At 42.7% G+C, this 19,552-nt stretch carries 21 protein-coding genes; 9 read left to right on the top strand and 12 right to left on the bottom strand.

Annotated elements, in window-relative coordinates:
* The first annotated feature begins 29 nt into the window (after positions 1–29).
* Complete coding sequence (locus MED222_RS17500) at positions 30–1,583, top strand: KAP family P-loop NTPase fold protein (protein ID WP_009845750.1); 1,554 nt, start codon at positions 30–32, stop codon at positions 1,581–1,583.
* Between the two features lie 23 nt (positions 1,584–1,606).
* On the opposite strand, the gene MED222_RS17505 is transcribed toward MED222_RS17500, so the two are convergent.
* Positions 1,607–1,888 carry a hypothetical protein gene (locus tag MED222_RS17505; RefSeq protein WP_009845749.1) on the bottom strand — a complete coding sequence of 94 codons (282 nt, stop codon included), beginning with the start codon at positions 1,886–1,888 and terminating at the stop codon, positions 1,607–1,609.
* Between the two features lie 1,348 nt (positions 1,889–3,236).
* Entirely contained in the window at positions 3,237–3,395 is a 159-nt protein-coding gene (locus tag MED222_RS21785) for a YqaE/Pmp3 family membrane protein (protein ID WP_008215717.1), read from the bottom strand.
* Positions 3,396–3,613: 218 nt separating this feature from the next.
* On the opposite strand from MED222_RS21785, the gene MED222_RS17520 reads away from it, so the two are divergent.
* Positions 3,614–5,455 (top strand): hybrid-cluster NAD(P)-dependent oxidoreductase, encoded by a 1,842-nt coding sequence (locus MED222_RS17520; RefSeq protein WP_009845747.1) that lies wholly within the window; start codon positions 3,614–3,616, stop codon positions 5,453–5,455.
* A 107-nt stretch (positions 5,456–5,562) separates the two neighbouring features.
* Here the strand turns inward: MED222_RS17520 and nadE are convergent, their stop codons facing one another.
* The gene (nadE, locus tag MED222_RS17525; protein WP_009845746.1) at positions 5,563–6,393 is read right to left on the bottom strand and encodes an ammonia-dependent NAD(+) synthetase; all 831 of its coding nucleotides are present in this window, start codon (positions 6,391–6,393) and stop codon (positions 5,563–5,565) included.
* 109 nt (positions 6,394–6,502) lie between these two features.
* On the opposite strand from nadE, the gene MED222_RS17530 reads away from it, so the two are divergent.
* The gene (locus MED222_RS17530) at positions 6,503–7,024 is read left to right on the top strand and encodes a nicotinate-nicotinamide nucleotide adenylyltransferase (RefSeq protein WP_009845745.1); all 522 of its coding nucleotides are present in this window, start codon (positions 6,503–6,505) and stop codon (positions 7,022–7,024) included.
* Positions 7,025–7,046: 22 nt separating this feature from the next.
* A complete protein-coding gene (locus tag MED222_RS17535; protein WP_009845744.1) occupies positions 7,047–7,538 on the top strand; it encodes a hypothetical protein in 492 nt (163 codons plus the stop codon).
* A gap of 115 nt (positions 7,539–7,653) precedes the next feature.
* On the opposite strand, the gene MED222_RS17540 is transcribed toward MED222_RS17535, so the two are convergent.
* Positions 7,654–8,280: a hypothetical protein gene (locus tag MED222_RS17540; protein ID WP_009845743.1), complete on the bottom strand. Its 627-nt coding sequence runs from the start codon at positions 8,278–8,280 to the stop codon at positions 7,654–7,656.
* A gap of 175 nt (positions 8,281–8,455) precedes the next feature.
* On the opposite strand from MED222_RS17540, the gene MED222_RS17545 reads away from it, so the two are divergent.
* Entirely contained in the window at positions 8,456–9,562 is a 1,107-nt protein-coding gene (locus MED222_RS17545; protein ID WP_029223825.1) for a 1-acyl-sn-glycerol-3-phosphate acyltransferase, read from the top strand.
* A 159-nt stretch (positions 9,563–9,721) separates the two neighbouring features.
* Here MED222_RS17545 and MED222_RS17550 read toward each other — a convergent pair whose 3' ends face one another.
* A complete protein-coding gene (locus tag MED222_RS17550) occupies positions 9,722–10,321 on the bottom strand; it encodes a hypothetical protein (protein WP_009845741.1) in 600 nt (199 codons plus the stop codon).
* 101 nt (positions 10,322–10,422) lie between these two features.
* Here MED222_RS17550 and MED222_RS17555 point away from each other — a divergent pair, with 101 nt between their 5' ends.
* On the top strand, positions 10,423–10,725 hold the full coding sequence (locus tag MED222_RS17555) for a YnjH family protein (RefSeq protein WP_009845740.1): 303 nt from the start codon (positions 10,423–10,425) through the stop codon (positions 10,723–10,725).
* Between the two features lie 36 nt (positions 10,726–10,761).
* On the opposite strand, the gene MED222_RS17560 is transcribed toward MED222_RS17555, so the two are convergent.
* A complete protein-coding gene (locus MED222_RS17560; protein ID WP_009845739.1) occupies positions 10,762–11,061 on the bottom strand; it encodes a YfcZ/YiiS family protein in 300 nt (99 codons plus the stop codon).
* A 529-nt stretch (positions 11,062–11,590) separates the two neighbouring features.
* Between MED222_RS17560 and MED222_RS17565 the strand changes: the two genes are divergently transcribed.
* Entirely contained in the window at positions 11,591–12,052 is a 462-nt protein-coding gene (locus tag MED222_RS17565) for a TetR/AcrR family transcriptional regulator (RefSeq protein WP_009845738.1), read from the top strand.
* A 391-nt stretch (positions 12,053–12,443) separates the two neighbouring features.
* On the opposite strand, the gene MED222_RS17570 is transcribed toward MED222_RS17565, so the two are convergent.
* From MED222_RS17570 to MED222_RS17595, 6 genes are all read right to left on the bottom strand, one after another.
* Complete coding sequence (locus MED222_RS17570) at positions 12,444–13,226, bottom strand: heme ABC transporter ATP-binding protein (RefSeq protein WP_009845737.1); 783 nt, start codon at positions 13,224–13,226, stop codon at positions 12,444–12,446.
* A complete protein-coding gene (locus MED222_RS17575; RefSeq protein WP_032555081.1) occupies positions 13,226–14,263 on the bottom strand; it encodes a FecCD family ABC transporter permease in 1,038 nt (345 codons plus the stop codon). The genes MED222_RS17570 and MED222_RS17575 overlap by 1 nt, the downstream gene beginning before the upstream one ends.
* A 142-nt stretch (positions 14,264–14,405) precedes the next feature.
* Positions 14,406–15,296 (bottom strand): heme/hemin ABC transporter substrate-binding protein, encoded by an 891-nt coding sequence (locus MED222_RS17580; protein ID WP_009845735.1) that lies wholly within the window; start codon positions 15,294–15,296, stop codon positions 14,406–14,408.
* 175 nt (positions 15,297–15,471) lie between these two features.
* A complete protein-coding gene (locus MED222_RS17585; protein ID WP_009845734.1) occupies positions 15,472–15,885 on the bottom strand; it encodes an ExbD/TolR family protein in 414 nt (137 codons plus the stop codon).
* Complete coding sequence (locus MED222_RS17590; RefSeq protein ID WP_009845733.1) at positions 15,882–16,583, bottom strand: MotA/TolQ/ExbB proton channel family protein; 702 nt, start codon at positions 16,581–16,583, stop codon at positions 15,882–15,884. The genes MED222_RS17585 and MED222_RS17590 overlap by 4 nt, the downstream gene beginning before the upstream one ends.
* A gap of 2 nt (positions 16,584–16,585) precedes the next feature.
* Positions 16,586–17,347: an energy transducer TonB gene (locus tag MED222_RS17595; RefSeq protein ID WP_009845732.1), complete on the bottom strand. Its 762-nt coding sequence runs from the start codon at positions 17,345–17,347 to the stop codon at positions 16,586–16,588.
* 160 nt (positions 17,348–17,507) lie between these two features.
* Here MED222_RS17595 and hutW point away from each other — a divergent pair, with 160 nt between their 5' ends.
* Positions 17,508–18,917 (top strand): heme anaerobic degradation radical SAM methyltransferase ChuW/HutW, encoded by a 1,410-nt coding sequence (gene hutW / locus MED222_RS17600; RefSeq protein ID WP_009845731.1) that lies wholly within the window; start codon positions 17,508–17,510, stop codon positions 18,915–18,917.
* Between the two features lie 58 nt (positions 18,918–18,975).
* Positions 18,976–19,497 (top strand): heme utilization cystosolic carrier protein HutX, encoded by a 522-nt coding sequence (hutX, locus tag MED222_RS17605; protein ID WP_009845730.1) that lies wholly within the window; start codon positions 18,976–18,978, stop codon positions 19,495–19,497.
* Positions 19,498–19,552 lie beyond the last annotated feature (55 nt).

Genomic DNA, 19,552 nt, shown 5'->3' with positions numbered 1-19,552 from the left:
GAATCGACTTTATAACAAGAGGTTGTCTAGTGGCTAAGAAATCAAATAGGTATGATAGTTGGCAACAAAAGTATTCATTCAAAGAGTGTGAATTAAATAATGAAGAGTATGGGAACTATCTATCTTCATATCTAAGAAGTCAGAAGAAACCGCTTGTTTTGAACCTAAATGGTTCTTGGGGAACAGGTAAGACCCACTTCTTAAAACAGATGTATTCCGATCTACGATTTAAGCATGAATATCCTGTTATCTATATTGATGCTTGGAGGTCTGATTTTAGCAATGACCCTTTACTTGTTCTTATCAGTGAGTTCATCGAACAATTCCAATGTCTTAACTATGTGATTGATGCGGCTGACAAAGAAGAGAAGATGCTCAAGGTTATCGCTAAGTTCTCTAAAAAAATGTGGAATATGTCAGCGATTGGTGTAGGTACGTATCTATCAGGAAAGATGGACAACGGTGCTATGGTCGAAGCGGCAAAGACACTAACTTTTAGTGATACGGACGCTGTACAGATAGGTCGAAACCTTACAGATAATTACAAAGCCCAACTAAGTGCAATTGAAGATACAAAGCAAGTTCTAGGTCATTACCTTGATTACTTTGCTAAAGATAAACGAAAGGTTTTTGTTCTAGTCGATGAACTTGATAGGTGTCGCCCGACCTACGCTATTGAAATGCTTGAAACAATTAAGCACTTCTTTTCTTTGGACAATTACATCTTTGTTGTTGCAACGGACACAGACCAACTAAGTCATTCTATCAACGCTGTTTATGGTTCAAACTTTGATGGTACTGAATACTTATCGCGATTCTTCAATAGAAGTGCAGCGTTACCAGAACCAAACAAAGGTCTATTTGCTAAGTTACTTGTAAAGGACACATTACTAGATGAACGTAAGGTGGAGATAACTATCTTTGGTTGTGATTCTGATAATGATGATTTTATTAGTAATACATTGCATCAAGTTAGCGTTATGTACAACCTTTCACTACGACGAATGGAACAAGTTTTTAGGAAGTTTGAATCATGTGTTTTGTATGAATTAGACACAGAAAACCGTTACTTAGATCATCGTTTACTAATGCAACTTATAGCCGAGTACGATAGTGGCGAGTTTCGAATTTGTTACGATGAACGCAAGAAATCTAAAGGATTACACTTTAACATTCCGAAAGAATTAAAAGAAAAATACCCCAATAACGTTCAAAACTTGATGGACTTCATTTTCTCTATATTTTCGCAAAATTTAGAAGAAGTTACTGAGAAGGCAGATGATTTATATAAGATAAAATCAAAGTATATATTCAGTTGGGACTTTGCCAATGAATTCAAAAGTTCAGGGTTACGGAAATCTCTTTGTCTAAAGGATGGTTTGAGAGTTCTTGAAGAGCAAGAAAGATCGTATATAAACAACCCTTCAAGACAAAGAGATCAACAGCAGGTTGCGGATGAAGTTACTAACATTAAAAATCTATTGCTCGACGTCAAGAGAGATTGTAAAACTGGTGATCGAGGCTTATGGACTCGTGACGACTACTTCAAAGCAGTAGAACTATCATCAACAATCACTAACTGATACCTATCTAAAGTAACAGCCTCTTAGTGGGCTGTTTCACTTTCCTTTTTCAGATAGTCTCGCCTAGCAATAAACAAAACCTGTTCTAAAAATGCTGTGTTGTACTCGATGTTTAGTTCAATCGAATTCATCACCAACAAGTTCAGTATTCCCCACAAATCAAGGTCATTATCAACGTAGTACTCTAGTTGTTCATCCGTCACGTTTTCCAACTCAGAAGAAACATAACCTACAAAGTCAGACAGTGTAGGGTGTTCGCACTTAATAAAGGCAATTAACGCCTGTAATTCATCTCGTATTTTCATATTCACACCATGTTTATTTGATGCCTATAACTTACCAAAATTCAGGTACTAGAAAAGTATGATTTAGTGTGAAGTACGCCCAGTTACAATGCATATTGGTTATAAGTACAGTGTGCATGTTGTGTATTTTGATGCGCAGTGATACTATATGTGGCATTGAGGCTATGCCTTACAGTGATAGAGTGAGTGGTTATGTTCGGTCTGCAATGAACCGTTCGAGTGCTTTGATAGGTTCGCCCTTCAGCATCATTAATCACAAGTAGCCAATCTAATATATAACTAGGCTACGCAGTTAAAGGAATGACGGATGGAAAGTCCGCTAGTTCTTACACTGGTACAGTTACAGTTAGTACTAACCATGTTAGACATCGTTAAGCACTTTATGTAACTAGAAACCCGCCACGTGCGGGTTTTGTTTTATCTAAAGAAAGATAACTTACCTCGCCCTGTGGATAAGTGTGTTATTAACTCTGTATTACTTGTGTTTTGATCTGATGGTTACACTCCTAATTCACCCCCGCTTCACCCGTTTTGCACCCCTTAAAGATCAAACCTCAAAACACAAAAATATAGTTCCTCGCTCTCTTTTATTTTATATACCTGTGGGTAAGTTTTTATTTAAAATAATGATGGTAAACATAGACTTAAAACGTAGTATAGCGTACTATTAACACCCTAAACCTTTCGCCTGTTTACAGGCTCACAATTTGATTATAGTTGCGCCCGTAGGTGCTATTAACGAGAAGAACCCAGAAGCCGCAAGGCGTAGGGACAGCCATAAAGGGGCTAGTGATGCGTTAGTAGTATCTACGGGCTTTTCTATGCCTGATGAAGAATGAACACACTAAAACTCACACCAACTCAAGATAAGATATTCAAGCAGTTACAGTGGCTTGATAATCATTTCTGCTCTCCTGATACGCCTTATTTCTGGCAGCACATCAATAGAATAGCGAAGTTTTGCAAGTGTAGCCGTAGAAGCGTACAGAGTGCCCTTAAAGCCTTTGAAAGCAATGGCTTGATCGAAGTTATCAAGAATGTAGGAATCGGCTATACGAACGCTTACAGGCTCATTAAAGAGGTATCTGTAAAAATCGTAAGGCTAGGGGATCTGTTCGGTAGAAAGGGAGGTTTAACCAACAATGAGTTGTGTCATTGAAGGCTCCCACCATTTGAAGTGTTATGTAGTTGGAGCCTAAACTCAGCGAAATCTGTGAAAGCAATCGCTTACGTTTAGGCGACAGGATGATAGTGGAAAAGCACTTTCATTTCATCCTATTTTTAACTCTTCAGGGTTAGGAGCTTGTTTTTATGGATATTTTATTCGGTATCTATTTGTTAATAAGGGTTAGCGGGTGGCTACCCACAGACCATGGATCATTCCTGGAACCCAGAAGAAGAAGGTCAGGACGATGTTAATCAGCAAATCTTTACCTGCACCGCGAGCGAAGAACACACCAACGGGCGGAAGCAATACACATAAAATGATAATGACGAGTTTGTTCATGATAAATCCTTTTTATTCAATGAAAGTTCAATGCGATAACCGTGTTCATATTATAGAACGTATAGAGAGTGTTAATGCATTGCTGTCTTAATGTATACAAGGCAGTGATTTAAACATTTCAAGATATTAGCTTAGTATCAAGTGTTTAATGCCTGCCAGTTTATCTATTTATAACCATTTGTTAGCATTGAGACAAACAACAAAACATTGGAATCGTTATGTCGCAGTCACCTTTAGATCAAGCTCTCTCTTTATCTCAAATCAATGTGTTTCCGGTTAAATCAGTAGGTGGGATTGCACTCTCTTCTGCTTGGGTCGAAAAACAGGGCCTTACCTTCGACAGACGTTTTATGTTGGCGTTGGCTGACGGCTCAATGGTGACGGCGCGTAAGTACCCTAAAATGGTCAAGGTATCTTCAAGCTTGCAGCCTGACGGTTTGATCTTCACTTATGAAGGCAAAGAGCCTTTGCGTCTAAAGTATGCAAATTTCAAGATGCAAGAAGCGCCAGCAACGGTGTGGAAAGACAGCTTCACGGCATACACGACATGTGATGAAGCCGATGATTGGTTCAGTGATGTGTTGGGCGTGCGCGTTGAGCTACTGTTTTCTGGCGAGCAATCGAATCGTGTTCGTGAAAAGCTTGGCCATAATGTCAGTTTCGCTGACGGCTATCCAATGTTAGTGATCAGCCAAGCCTCTCTAGATGAGCTTAATCGCCGCAGCCCTGAAGTTCACTCGATGGATCAGTTCCGCACCAACTTTGTTGTTTCGAATACCGAAGCCTTTGCTGAAGATGGTTGGAAGCGTATCCGTATCGGTGAGGTTGAGTTCGAAGCGGTGAAGCCTTGTGAGCGTTGTATCCTAACGACAGTTGATGTTGAGCGTGGCGAATTTAGAGCAACAAAAGAGCCTCTTAATACCTTCTCTACATTCAGAGCTAACGAGCGTGGTGGCGTTTTCTTTGGTCAGAATCTTGTGGCTAAAAATGAAGGTTTGGTTAAAGCGGGTGATGTGGTTGAAGTACTCGAAACCAAAGAGAAAGAACACTATGAAGACACTTGGGTTGAGTCGTTACATTTAACGTGTGTTGAGCGTGAAGAGATCGCTCGTGACTTTACGACCTTTTGGTTAGAGCCTGCCAAAGAGAACCACTCACTACCAAGTTATCAGCCTGGGCAACATCTGCCGATTGAGATGGTGATTAATGGCGAGAAGGTTTCTCGTCGTTACACGTTATCTTCTAGCCCTTCACGAGCGGGTCGTTTAGCGATTTCAGTGAAGCGAGTGGACGATGGCCAAATCTCTAACTGGTTAAATGATCACTTTCAAGTGGGTGATACTTTGGTTGCTCAAAATCCAGATGGTGCGTTCTACTTAGAAGCGAATCCAACTCACCCGTTACTGCTTTTGTCTGCAGGCAGCGGCATTACGCCAATGTTGTCGATGCTTCGTTATTTGGCCGATCATGGCCAAATTGATGATGTGGTTTTCTATCATCAATGCAGCAGCGAAGAAGACATCCCTTACCAAGCTGAGATTGATAAGATCGCCAGTGAGCACGCGGGTCTTCGTGTTATTTATTCATTAAGCCAACCAACCAAAGAGTGGGATGGTTTATCTGGCCGTTTGAGCGTGTCGCATATCGCTAAAATTGAAGAGTTACACAAGCGCCAAGCGTTCGTGTGTGGCCCTGACGGCTTTATGGATAATGCAAAGAAACTGCTGATTCAAATGGGGCTCAACCCTCAGCATTACCATCAAGAAGCGTTTGGTGTGGCTCAATCGACCGAGGAAGCGGTGAAGCAGCTACAGTTAAGTGTGAACGGCTACCTGTTCGAAGGTAATAATCAATCAACCTTGCTAGAGCAAGCGGAGTCGGCGGGGGTGTCTATTGCTTCAAGTTGTCGTGCGGGTTTCTGCGGTGCTTGTAAAGTGACGCTTGAGTCCGGACAAGTTCATCAACCGGATGTCCCTGCATTGCAAGATCATGAACGTAATATGGGGCAGATCTTGGCGTGTTGTAGCGTGCCTCAAACCGATATCGAAGTTGTAGATTAACGACTCGTTAGATCATTACGAAAAACGCATTAAAGAACACTAAATAGAAAAGGCCGGAAGTTCGTAAATGAGCTTCCGGCCTTTTTGATTCTGAGCTAATTCAAAGATTAATCGTAGATCGTTGGGATTGGTTGACGCTTGTGCTGTGTTGCTTTGTAGATGCCAACTAAGCGATCGGATACGTCTTGAGGTACTGTTTTACCTTCAAGGAAATCATCGATTTGATCGTAAGAAAGGTTCAATGCTGCTTCATCGGCTTTCTGTGGATCAAGCTCTTCTAGATCAGCAGTGGGTACTTTCTTAACAAGTTGCTCTGGAGCGCCCAACGTTGCTGCAAGCTCACGAACTTGGCGTTTGTTCAAACCAAATAGTGGTGCTAAATCACATGCGCCGTCACCGTGCTTAGTGTAGAAACCAGTGATGTTTTCCGCTGAGTGGTCAGTACCAATCACCAGACCGCCAACGTAACCAGCAATTTCGTATTGTGCGATCATGCGAGCACGAGCTTTCACGTTGCCTTTCACAAAGTCGATTTTTGCTGAATCTGTTGGTAGTAGACCTGTGCCTTCAAGAGCAACGTGAGAGGCTGCGTGAAGCCCGTCAACACCCGCTTTAATGTTGACAGAAACAGATTGAGAAGGCTGAATGAAAGAGAGAGCAAGCTGTGCTTCGTCTTCATCTTTTTGTTCACCGTAAGGTAGACGAACCGCGATGAATTGGTACTCGTCGCTACCAGCGCTTTCATTTAGGCTATCAACGGTCATCTGTGCCAAGCGGCCACAGGTTGTTGAGTCGACACCACCACTGATACCAAGGATCAGTGATTTGCATCCTGACTGTTGAAGTTTCGTTTTGATAAACTCCACACGACGAGTCACTTCGAAGTGAGGGTCAATTGAAGGTAGTACGCGCATTTCGTCACGAATTAACTGTTCCATTCGTATTCCTTTCCTGCAAGCAAATTAAAAATCTAGTGTTATCATACCTAAATCATCCGATTTAAAAACCTCTTTGCACAAGCTTAGAAAGAGAAGGCAGTAATAAGTAATGGAAAAAATAGCCATTTTCGGTAGTGCGTTTAATCCACCGAGTTTAGGGCATAAAAGTGTGATTGATTCATTGGCTCACTTTGACAAAATCCTGCTCGTTCCAAGTATTGCCCATGCTTGGGGAAAAGAGATGCTAGACTTTGATACGAGATGTCAGTTAGTTAACGCATTTATTAGCGATCTTTCATTGGAGCAAGTGGAGCTTTCTTTGGTCGAAAAGAGCCTATTTACTCCAGGTGAAAGCGTAACGACTTATGCGGTGCTCAGCGCACTTCAGAAGTTACATCGTGATGCGGAACTCACGTTCGTTATAGGTCCTGACAACTTCTTTAAGTTCTCATCTTTTTATAAATCAGATGAGATTACTGAGCAGTGGTCTGTAATGGCTTGCCCTGAAAAAGTGAAAATTCGTAGTACTGATATCCGCAATGCGCTGATAAGTGGAAGCGATGTTGCAAAACTGAGTACAAAGTCAGTTACAAAGATATTGCAAGATAGTGGACTGTATACAATAATGTAGATTCACTCACTCAAGAGGTCTGATGACTATGCTAAAGCGCGCGATACCAGCGACGATGATCATTGCAGCATGCAGTTTACCTGCATATGCTGAGTGTGATTTTTTTAGCCTAGATTCGGTAATGCTGACTTCTGATGACGAAAATAGCTGTTTAGACTTTTCTACGAGCCTTGAAGCTTTCGGCCAAAGTATGTTGGAGCTTAGTGGGTTAAGCGAACCAGAACCTCAAACTAAGCCTGATTACTGGTCTGATTGGGTTATTCAAAGCAAAGATGCGCCTTTGTTAACTCAGAGCCTTGAGTCTAACTATGTTGGTCTCGGTATGTGGTTTCCAGAAGAGCTGGAAGATGAACAGTATAATATGTCGACAGAAGAGTGGTTGATGAACCATGGTCTTCAGCTGAGCATCGGTTTTGGTGATAAAGTTGAAGGGCAGCCGCGTATGCGTTTTGATTACCGTTGGCATGACTCTAGTGATGCAGACTTAATGATGCAGGTTGAGCTGCCATTCTAGACAGGTAGTTCATTCTTTTCTGTCTAAGTGCTAAGAATTAAAAAAGCCGCAAAAACTGAGTTTTTGCGGCTTTTTAGTATCTAGTCTGTTGCTTTTAATGTCACCGATCGCCAGGTTATAAATCTTCACCAAACACGAGCATGCACAGTTGCTCGAACTCTTCTTCTTTACCTGAGAACAGGTCATCAATCACAAGAGTACGTTTCTGACCTGATTGCATGCGTTTCTTCGCCTCGCGCATTACCATCACCAATGTGTGCTCTTGCGGTAAGTTCGAGTCATCAACATTCCATTGATTGAATCGCTGAGACAGAGCACTTTCACAAAGCAGTGGCTTAAACGCCAACACCTCTTGCTTCAATACAGAAAGCATATCTTTAAACGCTTGCTCAGTATTATTCGTTTTTACACTACGAGACTTAGTAAGTTCTAGCTTTTCTAGCAACGCAGAAGAGAGGTTCGTTTGCGTGACGTATCCCGCTTGTCTTGGGAATGAATCCGTCAAGCGCACAGAAAAGTCGACACGATTGACCTGTGTGTTTGGAAAGTAGGTCAGTGATGTTAGGCAGTCATATGGAACCCAGACGCTCTGACCTGGCTCGACGGCATACTCTTGTTTGCCCAGCTTAATCAAAACCAAACCACTTTGAACCGATACAAGGCTATGCTTAAGTACTTTTTTGCGTGGTGTAATCACCAGGTGTGAAAAGTAAGCCGATGTATATTCAATAGCGAAGTTCATAGATAGTACCTTAGTCTTGGGGCGTCAAGATTACCGTTAATCTTAAAGAATGCCAATAATAACAGGGCATTTTCGATGTTTCTGGTCTGACCTTGTCAAAAGTATGGGCTCTGTAGCTGCGATAAGTCAAAACAACGCGTAGAATGAGCCAGCTTTTTATTATATGAATGAAAAAATGACCTCTCCAACCGATCCATATGTTGATATTCGTCCTTACGGCGATGATGAAATTCCAGCGGCACTAAACCGTCTTATTAATGATGAAGAATTTATCAGTGCGATCTTGCACTATCGTTTTTCAAACCATGCGTCTTGGTTCAAAGCGTTAATGAGCCCGATCTTGCGAGTGTACTTGAAAATGAAATGGAGCAAGCTGACTAGCGTTGAATCCATTCAGATCGAAGTGAAAAAGTACTTACGCGATACGCTCGCTAAAACCACCAAAGGGGTGACATACACGGGTTTAGAGTCACTGGATGCGAACCAAGCGTACCTGTTTGTATCAAACCATCGTGACATTGCTATGGATCCAGCGTTAGTTAATTACGCTTTGCATCTGAAAAATCATCAAACTTGCCGTATTGCCATTGGTGATAACCTACTAAAGAAGCCATGTGCGACTGAATTGATGCGTCTGAACAAAAGCTTCATCGTAAAGCGTTCTCTAAAAGGGCCACGTGAAATGATGAAAGCGCTTGGACAATTGTCTTCGTATATTAAGCACTCTCTAGAAACAGGTAACTCTATTTGGATCGCTCAGAAAGAAGGTCGTGCAAAAGACGGCAATGACTTCACAGAGCCAGCAATTCTGAAGATGTTCCATGTTGAAGGGCGTAAGCAAAAAATCGTATTTCCTGAGTACGTGAAATCATTGAAGATCGTTCCTGTGGCTATTTCATACGAAAACGATCCATGTGACACAGCGAAAGCAATAGAGCTTTTTGAAAAAGACGTAAACGGCAGTTACGAAAAGGGTGAGTTTGAAGATATCGAAAGTATCATTCAAGGCATCATCGGTAATAAAGGGCGTGTTCATGTTGGTTTTGGTCAGGTTATTGACCAAGATTTCGATACACCTGAAGCACTTGCTCAAGAGATTGACCGCCAGATCCACGACAACTACAAACTATTTCCTGTGAACTTATTGGCTGCAGAAAAAGAAGACGAGTCGATTACCGCTGCGGTGAAGCAAGAGTTTGAAGATAAACTATCGAGTTTGCCACAAGGTGCTCGCCAGTACTTGATCGATAGCTATGCGAACCCAGTGAAGAATATTGGTTAACGAGCGTTAGCAAACAAGTTCGTTGATTGAATTGAAAAAGGAGCCTTAGGCTCCTTTTTTGTATCGGCGTGCCTGTGTTTTTCTCTAAAAGCCAAAGCCAAAGCCAAAGCCAAAGCTAAAAAAACAATCAACCAAATAATCAATTAATCGAAATGAAGATTAGCGAGCAACCGCGCCACCAAGATCTAAATTGGTTGGCCACGTGGTAATCGTGTTACCACCTAGATAGATATTGCCTTTGACCGTCATGGTATCGGGGAATGCAGTAATTGCAGATCCGCCAATATATAAATCGCCATCAACCACTATCCCGTTTGGCAGCTCGGTTAAAGGAGTACGGATCACGCTTAGGTCTCCTTTCACTCTAAAGCCGTTGGGAAGCCGTATTAGGGGGGTATCTGTGAGGTTGATGAATCCACCCACTCTCACACCTTTTGGCCAACGGGTAATCTTACTTCCTATCAAGTCGGCGTAGCCTTTTATTTTTACGCCCGATGGAACTCTGGCTAGTAGGCTGTTACCGCCTTTAAGGCTTCCGTTAACTTCTAACCCTTTCGGAAGGCGAGTGATTGCGGTGTTTTCTATATTTAAATTGCCATCGACGACCAATCCTGTCGGTAGCGATGTATAGGGCTTATTTCGTAAATATAAGTTTCCGTAATTATCCAGATGGTTCAATATTTGATACTGATCGAGTGGTTCTGCAGTCACATTTGTTATGGTTAAAGAACCAATAATAAGTACAATTATTCGGAGCATAACAAGCTTCTTATTACGATAGACGTTAACACTATAATGAAAAAATTATTCTCGCATAGTGTTTTACTCATTTGTTGGTCGGTAAAAAAGAATAGAACACAATGAAAGGCGAATCTGTGATTGAAATAAAGCGTCAAATTCTAAAAGGCTTTGTGATTGTAACTTCTGTATTTTGTTCAGTATCAGCGAATGCCAATAAAATAATATCAACGCCCGCTAAGGCTGCAGTCGTCGTCACTCAGAGTGGTTCACAGCAACGAGTTTGTTATTATGATGATAAGGCCTATAGCCTAGGTGCGGTCGTTGAAGTTTCAGGAGTGTTGATTCGATGTGCTGCCGAAAATGATTTTGAGACCAATGGTGCTCTAGGCTGGATTGAGATTATAAAAAAAGACGAGAAATAAACTCGTCTTTCATTGGTATGAGTGTTGGTGCTTATATTAACGAGCTAGAGAGCGAGTCTTAAGTTCGAAAATAATCTTCTCAGCGCTGACTTCAAACTTAAAGCGAGCATTTAATTCTGTGCTTTCTTCTGTCAGTTCTGATGCTTCAAACTCAACGTTGCTAGACACTTGTTTAGCAAGCTCAACGTACTTAGCAAACTCAGTTTCAATGAGTGCTTTAGAGTTACCGTAAACCGTTACTTCGGCAACATCGTCGCCTTCTTTAATGATAAACCCGATTTCACCTGCGCAGCCGCAAGCCTCACATACATCATTGTTACCAATATCTTGGCTCATAAATAATCCTCTTACAAAGTCTGCGGTTATTCTAGCGAGCAATTTGAACTGTATCTACAAAAATCAAAATCTTTGAACTAATTTTTACTAGTATGCTATGCTGTTTGATAGGATATTTAATGAATATGTATATTCGCGACGATAAATATGTATGTGATTAATATCACGTTTTCCTGAAGAGGTACGTTATTTATTTGTCAGAATATCATTCACTTAGTTGCGCCAGGATTGATTTTATAAGAGTATCTATCGCTTGACAGTTATTTATACAATGAATTTTTCGTTGGGTATTTCATATTCTAAGTAGTTATTTAAACTTATCGACTTAGGATTGTAAGGTGATTTTCGAAGAATAATTAAACAAAGTGCCCAAAGAGGCAACACTGTAAAATTGTTCGTACAAAGTATTTGTGGGTATTTAATGGAAATACTTGCGAAAAAATACCTTGCTCACATAATGCTGATAACGATTTTCATTCTGACTTCATTCGGTTGAGTTAGATGGATTTACAAAGAGAAGAACCTGAATATGCCAAAGCGTAGTAAAGAAGATACAGAAATCACGATCCAGAAGATCATGGATGCCGTTGTAGACCAGTTATTGAGATTGGGTTACGACAAAATGTCATACACGACGTTGAGTCAACAAACAGGCGTTTCTCGTACAGGTATAAGTCATCACTTTCCAAAGAAAACGGATTTTACTGCTGCTCTAGACGGTCGTATTTTCAAGATGTTCATGGAACACATTGACTTTGAAAATGGCCTTGATGCATTTTCGGCTAGCTGGGTTGCTGCACTTGAAGATGCTGAGTTCCTAGCGATCTTACGTTTACTTTTCCATCATATCGTTACTGCTGAGAATGCACATGAGTTCGCGGCAAACGGTATCGACCGCTTGTACAAGCTAACTGAAACTCAGTTTGGTGATGCTAGTGGTAAAGAATTAGAGTGGTTGATTGGTAAATCATTGATTCATATGAGCCAATAATCAACACGCAATAAAAAAGCTCCTGAGGGGGCTTTTTTTGTACCTGTAGTTTCACTTTTCTTCCTTTTTTCTCTAGCTTTCACACCGTTGTCGTTATGCTGTCTTTGTGCCGAATAAAGTTATTTCTTTTCTTTTTAGATGTTTAGGGTTTCGCCTACATCTTTCTGAGTAACTAAAAGCTTACTAACATTAACTGATGGTGTTTATTTCTAGAGCCTCAAACGCTCAAGGTGAGCCGTTTTAAGGGGTATTGCCATGGTAACTAATAAAATTGATTTTAAGGCGAGAGAGGGACTGTGAGACAATAAAAAGCCTCGAAGAAATCGAGGCGGTGAATGGTGTGGTTGTTAGAGAAAGCGAATACTCAAAACGAACCTGTTCTTAATCGAACTTATTGTGCGGGATGAACCTGGGGGAAGTTCATGGTTGGGTGCTTTTCGACAATACTTGTGTAGCCGTACACATCTTCAATCATCGAAGGCTTAAGTGCTTCCCAAGGGCTGCCATCGCAAACTAAGTTTCCCTCTTTCAAAACTACCAATCGATCTGAGTATTGAGCGGCTAGGTTTAAGTCATGCAAAACTACGATAACCGCTGCGTTGTGGTTGTCGGCTAACTCTCTCGCGATCTTTAACGTGTTGTGCTGATGGGCAAGATCCAGTGCTGATGTGGGTTCATCAAGCATCAAGATACATTGGTCACCAGAATAGTGAAGTTGGGTTAGTACTCGAGCCAAGTGAACACGCTGTTTTTCACCGCCAGATAGAGAAGGGTAGAGTCTTTTACTTAGGTGAGACACATCGGCAACATCCATTTTCTGGCTAGCTATGCTAGTGAGCTTCTTGTTGGACTCTTGCAACGGGATACCACCAAGCTCAACAACTTCATGTGCCAGAAAGGGGAAGGTCAAGGTACTGTGTTGAGGAAGCATCGCTAAATGTTTCGCCAACTTCTGCGAAGGCCACTTATCTTTGGTGTGTCCAAAATACTGAATATCACCAGTGCTCGATATCTCCTGACATAAAGCTTTCAGCAGCGTACTTTTTCCTGCGCCGTTTGGTCCAAGTAGTGTGGTTACCTTTCCTGCTTCAATCTCAATAGAAACGCGGTCTAAAATCACTTTGTTGCCAAACTTCACTTCGATGTCGGTTGCTTTTAACGCTGCAGGAAACATTAAAGGATTCTCCCTTTCTGTTGAAATAGTAGATACAAGAAAAATGGAGCACCGATGATTGCAGTGACAATGCCAACTGGCAACTCAGCTGGTGCCAGTGCCACGCGAGAGAACATGTCTGCAGCTGTTAATAGTAACGCGCCTAATACCGCAGACAATGGGAGTAGGACTCGATGATCTGGGCCCGCTAACATGCGGCCTAAATGAGGAATAACCAGTCCGATGAAGCCAATCATGCCAGACAAGCTAACCGTGATACCAACGCCTGCGGCAGTCAGTAGAATGAGCTTTCGCTTGAGTTTCTGTACTGGGATGCCAAGGTGTTGCGCTTCTGACTCGCCCAGTAATAGAGCATTCAGTGACATTGCTTGGCGGTAGAAAACAACAAACAACCCAACGAGCGTGACAGCAGCAAGTAAAATGCCGGACCACTTAGCCCCCGCCAAAGACCCCATCGACCACAACGAAAGATCACGCAGCATTTGGTCATCAGCAATGAAATTCAAGAAGCCAATACCTGCGCCTGACAATGCACTGATCGCAACACCCGCTAATAACATGATGGTCACCGAGGTACCGAATTTTCCCGTACCTAGCTTATAAACTAGCAGGGTGGTTAAAGCGCCACCTAAAAAGGCAAATACAGGTACGGCCGCAAAGTTCATGAAAGCAGGGTATTGCAATGAAAGTTCAGAGAAAAGAACAATAGCCAACGCCGCGCCTAATGCAGCTCCGGCAGAGACGCCTATGACCCCAGGTTCCGCAAGCGGGTTTCGAAACAGCCCCTGCATGACGGCACCACATAATGCGAGAATCGCGCCTATTAGCATACATAAGATGGTTCTCGGTAAACGGATCTCTTGAATCACTAAATTGATGTGGGGAGCTAAGTCATTGCTGGGTTGGAATAGGCTGGCTGCGCTGTCAGCTAAACTAATGTTCATTGGCCCTACAGTAATGGAGAACAGTGCAACGAAGACTAGGGTTGCACCTAGGCCTAACATCGATGTTTTCAGTGGGACGGATCGTAGCAACATAAGGGGCCTCAATGTCTATCATCCGCTTCAATGCTCATCACGACTCTGCGAAAAGCGAGGCGGTGATGAGCATTGAGCAAGCAACAGTAAAAATAGGGTGGTTGAGCTATAGCGGGTAGATAAGCTATAGCGGGTAGATAAGCTATAACGGGTAGATAAGTGCGTTTAATCGCTTCGCTTCAGAAAGGCTTTCAAGACCAAGCCCTCCAACTAGAGCGCTGCCCTTTACGGTAATGATTTGCTTGTTCATGCCTGCTGGCGTTGCCGCTAGCATAGGTAACGATTTAAGAATGGCATCAGCGCCGCCCATTTTCTGGTAGCTACGGCCACTGACTAAAATCACATCTGGTTGCATTTCTACCAGTGATTCCATCGATAATGGCTTGTATGACGTTAGGCTTTGAGCCGCAGGGTTAACACCGCCAGCCAGTTCAATGATCGCGTTGGGTGATGTTTCACCGCCAGCAACATTTGCAGGACGGCCTTCATGCAGTAATAGGAACAGAACTTTCTTCGCTTCGTTGTTTGGTACTTGATTCGCTTTCAGTGCTGCGATTTTTTGATTCACTTCGGCTTTCACTTGCTGTGAGTGATCTTCGGTATGCGTTATCTTAGCTATTTGGTCGATTCGCTTTAGTAGCCCTTCAACGTTTGCTTCGGTGTTAACGATCTCGACATCGATACCCACAGATTTTAATTGAGAAATGGCATTGTCTGGCCCCATCTCATCTGAGCCAATCAGTGTGGTTGGCGATAAGGCAATCAATCCTTCTGCAGAAAGGTTTCTGTGATAACCAATCTTTGGCAGCTTTTTTGATTGAGGTAAGCGACTGGTCACATCAATTGCAATCAACTGCTCTTCAGCACCCAGAGCAAGAACTAATTCGGTAACGGCACTGCCAGCACTGATGATTCTAAGTTGTTTTACGTCGTCAGCGTTGGCGATAGGCGCAGCAAGTACCAACCCCATCGCCGCTATTGCGAGTAAATGTTTGTTGTTCTTTAATTTATTGAGCACTTTTAAGTCTTTCATAATAATTTATTTGTACTTTCTTTTGATGGAACGTAATCGCGAAGATGCTTTGTGAACAGCCTGTCCGCATGTTGAGTTTGAATTGATAGAGAGCTGGCTTTGGTTATTTGGTCTTATCAATCAAGAGTCCAATCTCATAAAAGGTGCTAGGTCTCATGAAAATTTAAGAGTCGTTCTAGCCTTCCTCCGTGAGTAGTTGGGTTGCTGGAATGCCGTTTTCTTGTAAGAACGACAACAACTTCACTAAGTTCTCTACGTTAGCTGCTTTATCGGCGCCAATGATGATTGGCTTCTTATCCGATGTGCCCGTTTCTTCTAACAGTGCGATCTTAAAATTTTCCCAGTCGATGTACTCTTGGCCGTTGATCGCCCAGTAAGGTTCGTGATCTAAGATATTGACGCTAATTGAATCTTTATGAACTTCAGAAACGTTTTTAATATCAGAACTCGGAAGCTCCACTTCTAATGACTCCAACTTCACTGATGCTGTCAGCAAAAGGAAAACCATCACGATAAATATAATGTCCAGTAAGGGTGTTAAATCCGGAACTAAGCTCTGTGTTTGAGATGAGTGTGGCGTTTTAATCATGCTTGGCTCACATCACCGATAGAGGCTTTGCTGACAGGAGTAGCTTGAGTGTCGCCAGACTGACTGGTTTGAATTGACATGCCTTCTAGCCAAACATTCACATAATTCAGAGTGTGTTCTAACTGAGCTAGCACTCGATCGGCCCATAGCCCGAGTAGTTGTGCTCCTGAAATCGCAGGAAGCGCAATCATCAAACCCGCAGCAGTGGTTCTCATTGCTAATCCAAGGCCGTCTGCCAAATCATTAGGTGTGATGCTGCCTGTTGTAGCGGCAACGCCTTTAAACATCTCAATAAGCCCAAGTACTGTGCCAAGCAGGCCAATTAGCGGACTGATGACGCCGATCAAGCCAAGCAGTCTTAAACCAGCATGAAGCTGGTGGCGTTTCTCTTGTAGCCAAATCCCTGCTGCATCTTCACGTAAACCTTTTGAGAAAGAGTGGTGAGCAAGCAGCATCGACACGCCCTTGTACAGCAGAGGTCGTTTACCAGAAATAGATTGTGCTAATGCTTCGATTTCTTTGCTATTGGTTGGTGAAATCTGATTGAGTTCATGACGAATAGCGCGTTTGCCAACCCCAATGCTTAGCATGACTTGGAAGATACGCTCTGCGATGATCATTGCTGTTAATGCTGAACAGATTAGAAGAGGCCATGTCATTAGGCCAAGTTGATCTTGTAAGTAACTGATTTGTTGCATGGTTAATCCAACTTAAAACGAACAGGTATTTGCACACGGTGAGCAATTGCTCGACCATTTACAGTATGAGGTGAGAACTTCCATTTCTTAATGGCTTTCAAGGCAGCGTTGTCGAGCATTAGTGCGCCTGATGAGTTGACTAATGCCTGTTTAATTTGTTTTCCTTCAGCATCTAACCAGATCTCATAAGTTGCGACACCTTCAACGCCTCGGCGCCTTGCTTGGCGTGGGTAGCTTGGTGGTGTTGGACGAGCTGAAAAAGAGGGCCTAGTGATTAACACCGGCTCTTGGTTAGATACGCCTTGATTAACTTGTCGAGGTTGGTTGGCGGACTCGTCCATATTTTTATCGACTTTTTTGTCGGCCAGCTTTTCTGGTTGAGTCACCGGTTTTTTTTGAATCGGCTTTTTCTCGGCTGTCTTCTCCACAACCTTTTTCTCTACTTTCTTGGGCTGAGGTTTATTGGTGATCGCTTTTTTCTTTGGTGCAGGTTTAGCTTGCTTTGGCTCTACTGCTTTCGGTTCGACAGGTTTAGGTTCTGGGTGTGAGACCGTTTCCTTGATTGGCTCAGGCTCAACTGGCTCTGTAACGGTTTTTTTCTGATCTTGTGAGGGAGCGCTCTTTGGAGTGAAGTTGATCGATACCGTGTTCGATTGGCTACCTGCAGGCATTGCAAAGACTTTGGATTCTTGAGCGACAAATAACATCGCCGCATGAATCACTAACGATGCACCGCCTGCAATAACATATCTAGGTACGTTCACATTCAATCCTTCACCAAATCTAAAATATGTATCGGATTATTGCTTAGAATCTAAATAAGATCAATTATCAATTGCATTATCATTTGCGTCTATTTATGATTCTCTCAGTTTTAGCAAACAGTCTTCCAGGCTTTGCTATATAAGTGTTTAGAGAGATTATATGAGCGTTGATATACATAAGTTTGATGAATCAATTCTGGGCATTTCTAGCCCAGACCCACTTCGTTTTGCATTTGCCAAAAAGCAATCTGCACATGCTGGGGGAAGCTCAATCCCGGTCGACCCGAGCAAGAAATTGGAAATCTTTGATGAATTGATGCTGAGTGAAGGAAAGAAACAGGATAAACGTTGTTTGTATATCCATATTCCTTTTTGTCGCGTGCGTTGTACGTTCTGCAATTTCTTCCAAAATGCCGCAAGCCGTAAATTAGTGGATGAGTATTTTGATGCACTGATGGTTGAGCTAATGCAAAAAGCCAAAACCTCTTGGGCTCAGTCTGGACTATTTCACGCCGTCTATATTGGTGGTGGAACACCCACCGATTTATCTCCTCTACAAGTTGAGCTGTTAGGTAAGGCTATTCGTCAACACTTCCCATTAGCGAACGATGTGGAAATGACCTTAGAAGGGCGGATTAATCGATTTGGCGACGAGATGTTTGCTCGTTCGCTGGAAGGTGGCTTCAATCGTTTCTCATTCGGGATTCAAAGTTTCAATACTCAAGTTCGACGCAGTGCTAAGCGCTTGGATGACCGAGAAGTTGTGTTGGAACGTATCAGTTCACTGAGTCGCACTGAACAAGCGCCTATCGTTCTTGATTTGCTATACGGGTTGCCACACCAGTCTATGGAAGTATTTCAACAAGATTTAGAAGACTACATGTCGACTGGCGCACACGGTATTGACCTCTACCAACTGATTGTTTCGGGCAACGCGCCTATGCTTAATCTTGTTGAGAAAGGAAAAATCCCACCACCTGCTAATACGCCAGATAAGGCGAGTATGTACTTGGCGGGCGTTGAGTTCATGGCAAAGCACAAGGTTAAGCAACTGAGCGTGAATCACTGGACTCGTGATAACCGCGAACGCAGCATTTACAACAGCTTAGCGAAAACTTATGCCGAAGTTCTACCCATTGGTTGTGGCGCTGGTGGCAACATCGGTGGTCATGGTGTGATGCAACATCGAACTTTAGACAGCTACATGGAGTCTATAAAGCAAGGTCAATTGCCAATAGCCATGATGACCAAGCAAAGCTCACTAGAGCCAATCTTCTCTTCATTGAAAGCCGGTTTTGATTCTGGTGTTGTAAGAAGAAGTACGTTGCCGAGTTTTATGGGGCAAGACACGTTTGACTACCTGAAGCCTCTGTTTTCACATTGGGAAAAGAATGGCCTAGTTGATCTTTCGGAAGATTACCTGAGCCTGACTATAGCTGGCAGCTTCTGGGCGGTAAGTCTTGCACAGAGTGTGATTCAAGTGCTTAACACTGAGTATCAGACCTTGCACCCAGCACCAACTGCCTCTGGCTTGGGTGCTCACCCGCATGCAAGTTTGAAGCACGCTTAATCTCGAATTTTTAGTTTATAACTTACGTAAATCACTCGTTTATACGGAAACTTATTCAATGACAGATACAACATTCGCAATGACAGAAACTTTAGAACAACGTGTCGCACGCATTCTAGAAGAAGAATCAAAACTGCTTCCTACAGCGATTGCTGAGAAGCTAGGTGTTTCAGAGGTTGAAGTTGTCGCTGCTTTTCCTGGAGACATGGCGGTGATGTTAGATGGCAGCCGTGCTCAAGATATTCTAGAAGGTTTGGTTGGTTGGGGCCCAGTGACCACAATTATCCATTCATTTGGCTCAATCTTCGAAGTAAAGGCGCCGTTCCCTAAAGGCAAAGTAGCGCGTGGTTACTACAATCTGATGGGTAAAGAAGGCGAGCTGCATGGCCACTTAAAACTGGATAACATCAAACATATTGGTTTGGTGAGCAAGGCGTTCATGGGGCGTGAAAGTCATTACTTCGGTTTCTTCAGTGAAACAGGCGAGAACATCTTTAAGATTTACCTAGGTCGCAATGAAAAGCGAGAGCTGATTGTCGACCAAGTTGAACGCTTCAAAGCACTAAAAGAACGAGCTTAAGTACAGTCAACATCAAGCTTAAATAAGATTGCCAGCTAGCTTAAAGAAAATATGA

This window comes from Vibrio sp. MED222 (genome assembly GCF_000153005.1).
Lineage (GTDB): Bacteria > Pseudomonadota > Gammaproteobacteria > Enterobacterales > Vibrionaceae > Vibrio > Vibrio tasmaniensis_A.
Note: the sequence above shows the minus strand (reverse complement) of the source record. Positions and strands in the feature narration are given on the sequence as shown.

Coding starts and splice junctions, on each gene's coding strand:
- MED222_RS17505 (WP_009845749.1), bottom strand. CDS start 1,888: ATGAAAATACGAGATGAATTACAGGCGTTAATTGCCTTTATTAAGTGC.
- MED222_RS21785 (WP_008215717.1), bottom strand. CDS start 3,395: ATGAACAAACTCGTCATTATCATTTTATGTGTATTGCTTCCGCCCGTT.
- MED222_RS17520 (WP_009845747.1), top strand. CDS start 3,614: ATGTCGCAGTCACCTTTAGATCAAGCTCTCTCTTTATCTCAAATCAAT.
- nadE (WP_009845746.1), bottom strand. CDS start 6,393: ATGGAACAGTTAATTCGTGACGAAATGCGCGTACTACCTTCAATTGAC.
- MED222_RS17530 (WP_009845745.1), top strand. CDS start 6,503: ATGGAAAAAATAGCCATTTTCGGTAGTGCGTTTAATCCACCGAGTTTA.
- MED222_RS17535 (WP_009845744.1), top strand. CDS start 7,047: ATGACTATGCTAAAGCGCGCGATACCAGCGACGATGATCATTGCAGCA.
- MED222_RS17540 (WP_009845743.1), bottom strand. CDS start 8,280: ATGAACTTCGCTATTGAATATACATCGGCTTACTTTTCACACCTGGTG.
- MED222_RS17545 (WP_029223825.1), top strand. CDS start 8,456: ATGACCTCTCCAACCGATCCATATGTTGATATTCGTCCTTACGGCGAT.
- MED222_RS17550 (WP_009845741.1), bottom strand. CDS start 10,321: ATGCTCCGAATAATTGTACTTATTATTGGTTCTTTAACCATAACAAAT.
- MED222_RS17555 (WP_009845740.1), top strand. CDS start 10,423: ATGAAAGGCGAATCTGTGATTGAAATAAAGCGTCAAATTCTAAAAGGC.
- MED222_RS17560 (WP_009845739.1), bottom strand. CDS start 11,061: ATGAGCCAAGATATTGGTAACAATGATGTATGTGAGGCTTGCGGCTGC.
- MED222_RS17565 (WP_009845738.1), top strand. CDS start 11,591: ATGCCAAAGCGTAGTAAAGAAGATACAGAAATCACGATCCAGAAGATC.
- MED222_RS17570 (WP_009845737.1), bottom strand. CDS start 13,226: ATGTTTCCTGCAGCGTTAAAAGCAACCGACATCGAAGTGAAGTTTGGC.
- MED222_RS17575 (WP_032555081.1), bottom strand. CDS start 14,263: ATGTTGCTACGATCCGTCCCACTGAAAACATCGATGTTAGGCCTAGGT.
- MED222_RS17580 (WP_009845735.1), bottom strand. CDS start 15,296: ATGAAAGACTTAAAAGTGCTCAATAAATTAAAGAACAACAAACATTTA.
- MED222_RS17585 (WP_009845734.1), bottom strand. CDS start 15,885: ATGATTAAAACGCCACACTCATCTCAAACACAGAGCTTAGTTCCGGAT.
- MED222_RS17590 (WP_009845733.1), bottom strand. CDS start 16,583: ATGCAACAAATCAGTTACTTACAAGATCAACTTGGCCTAATGACATGG.
- hutW (WP_009845731.1), top strand. CDS start 17,508: ATGAGCGTTGATATACATAAGTTTGATGAATCAATTCTGGGCATTTCT.
- hutX (WP_009845730.1), top strand. CDS start 18,976: ATGACAGATACAACATTCGCAATGACAGAAACTTTAGAACAACGTGTC.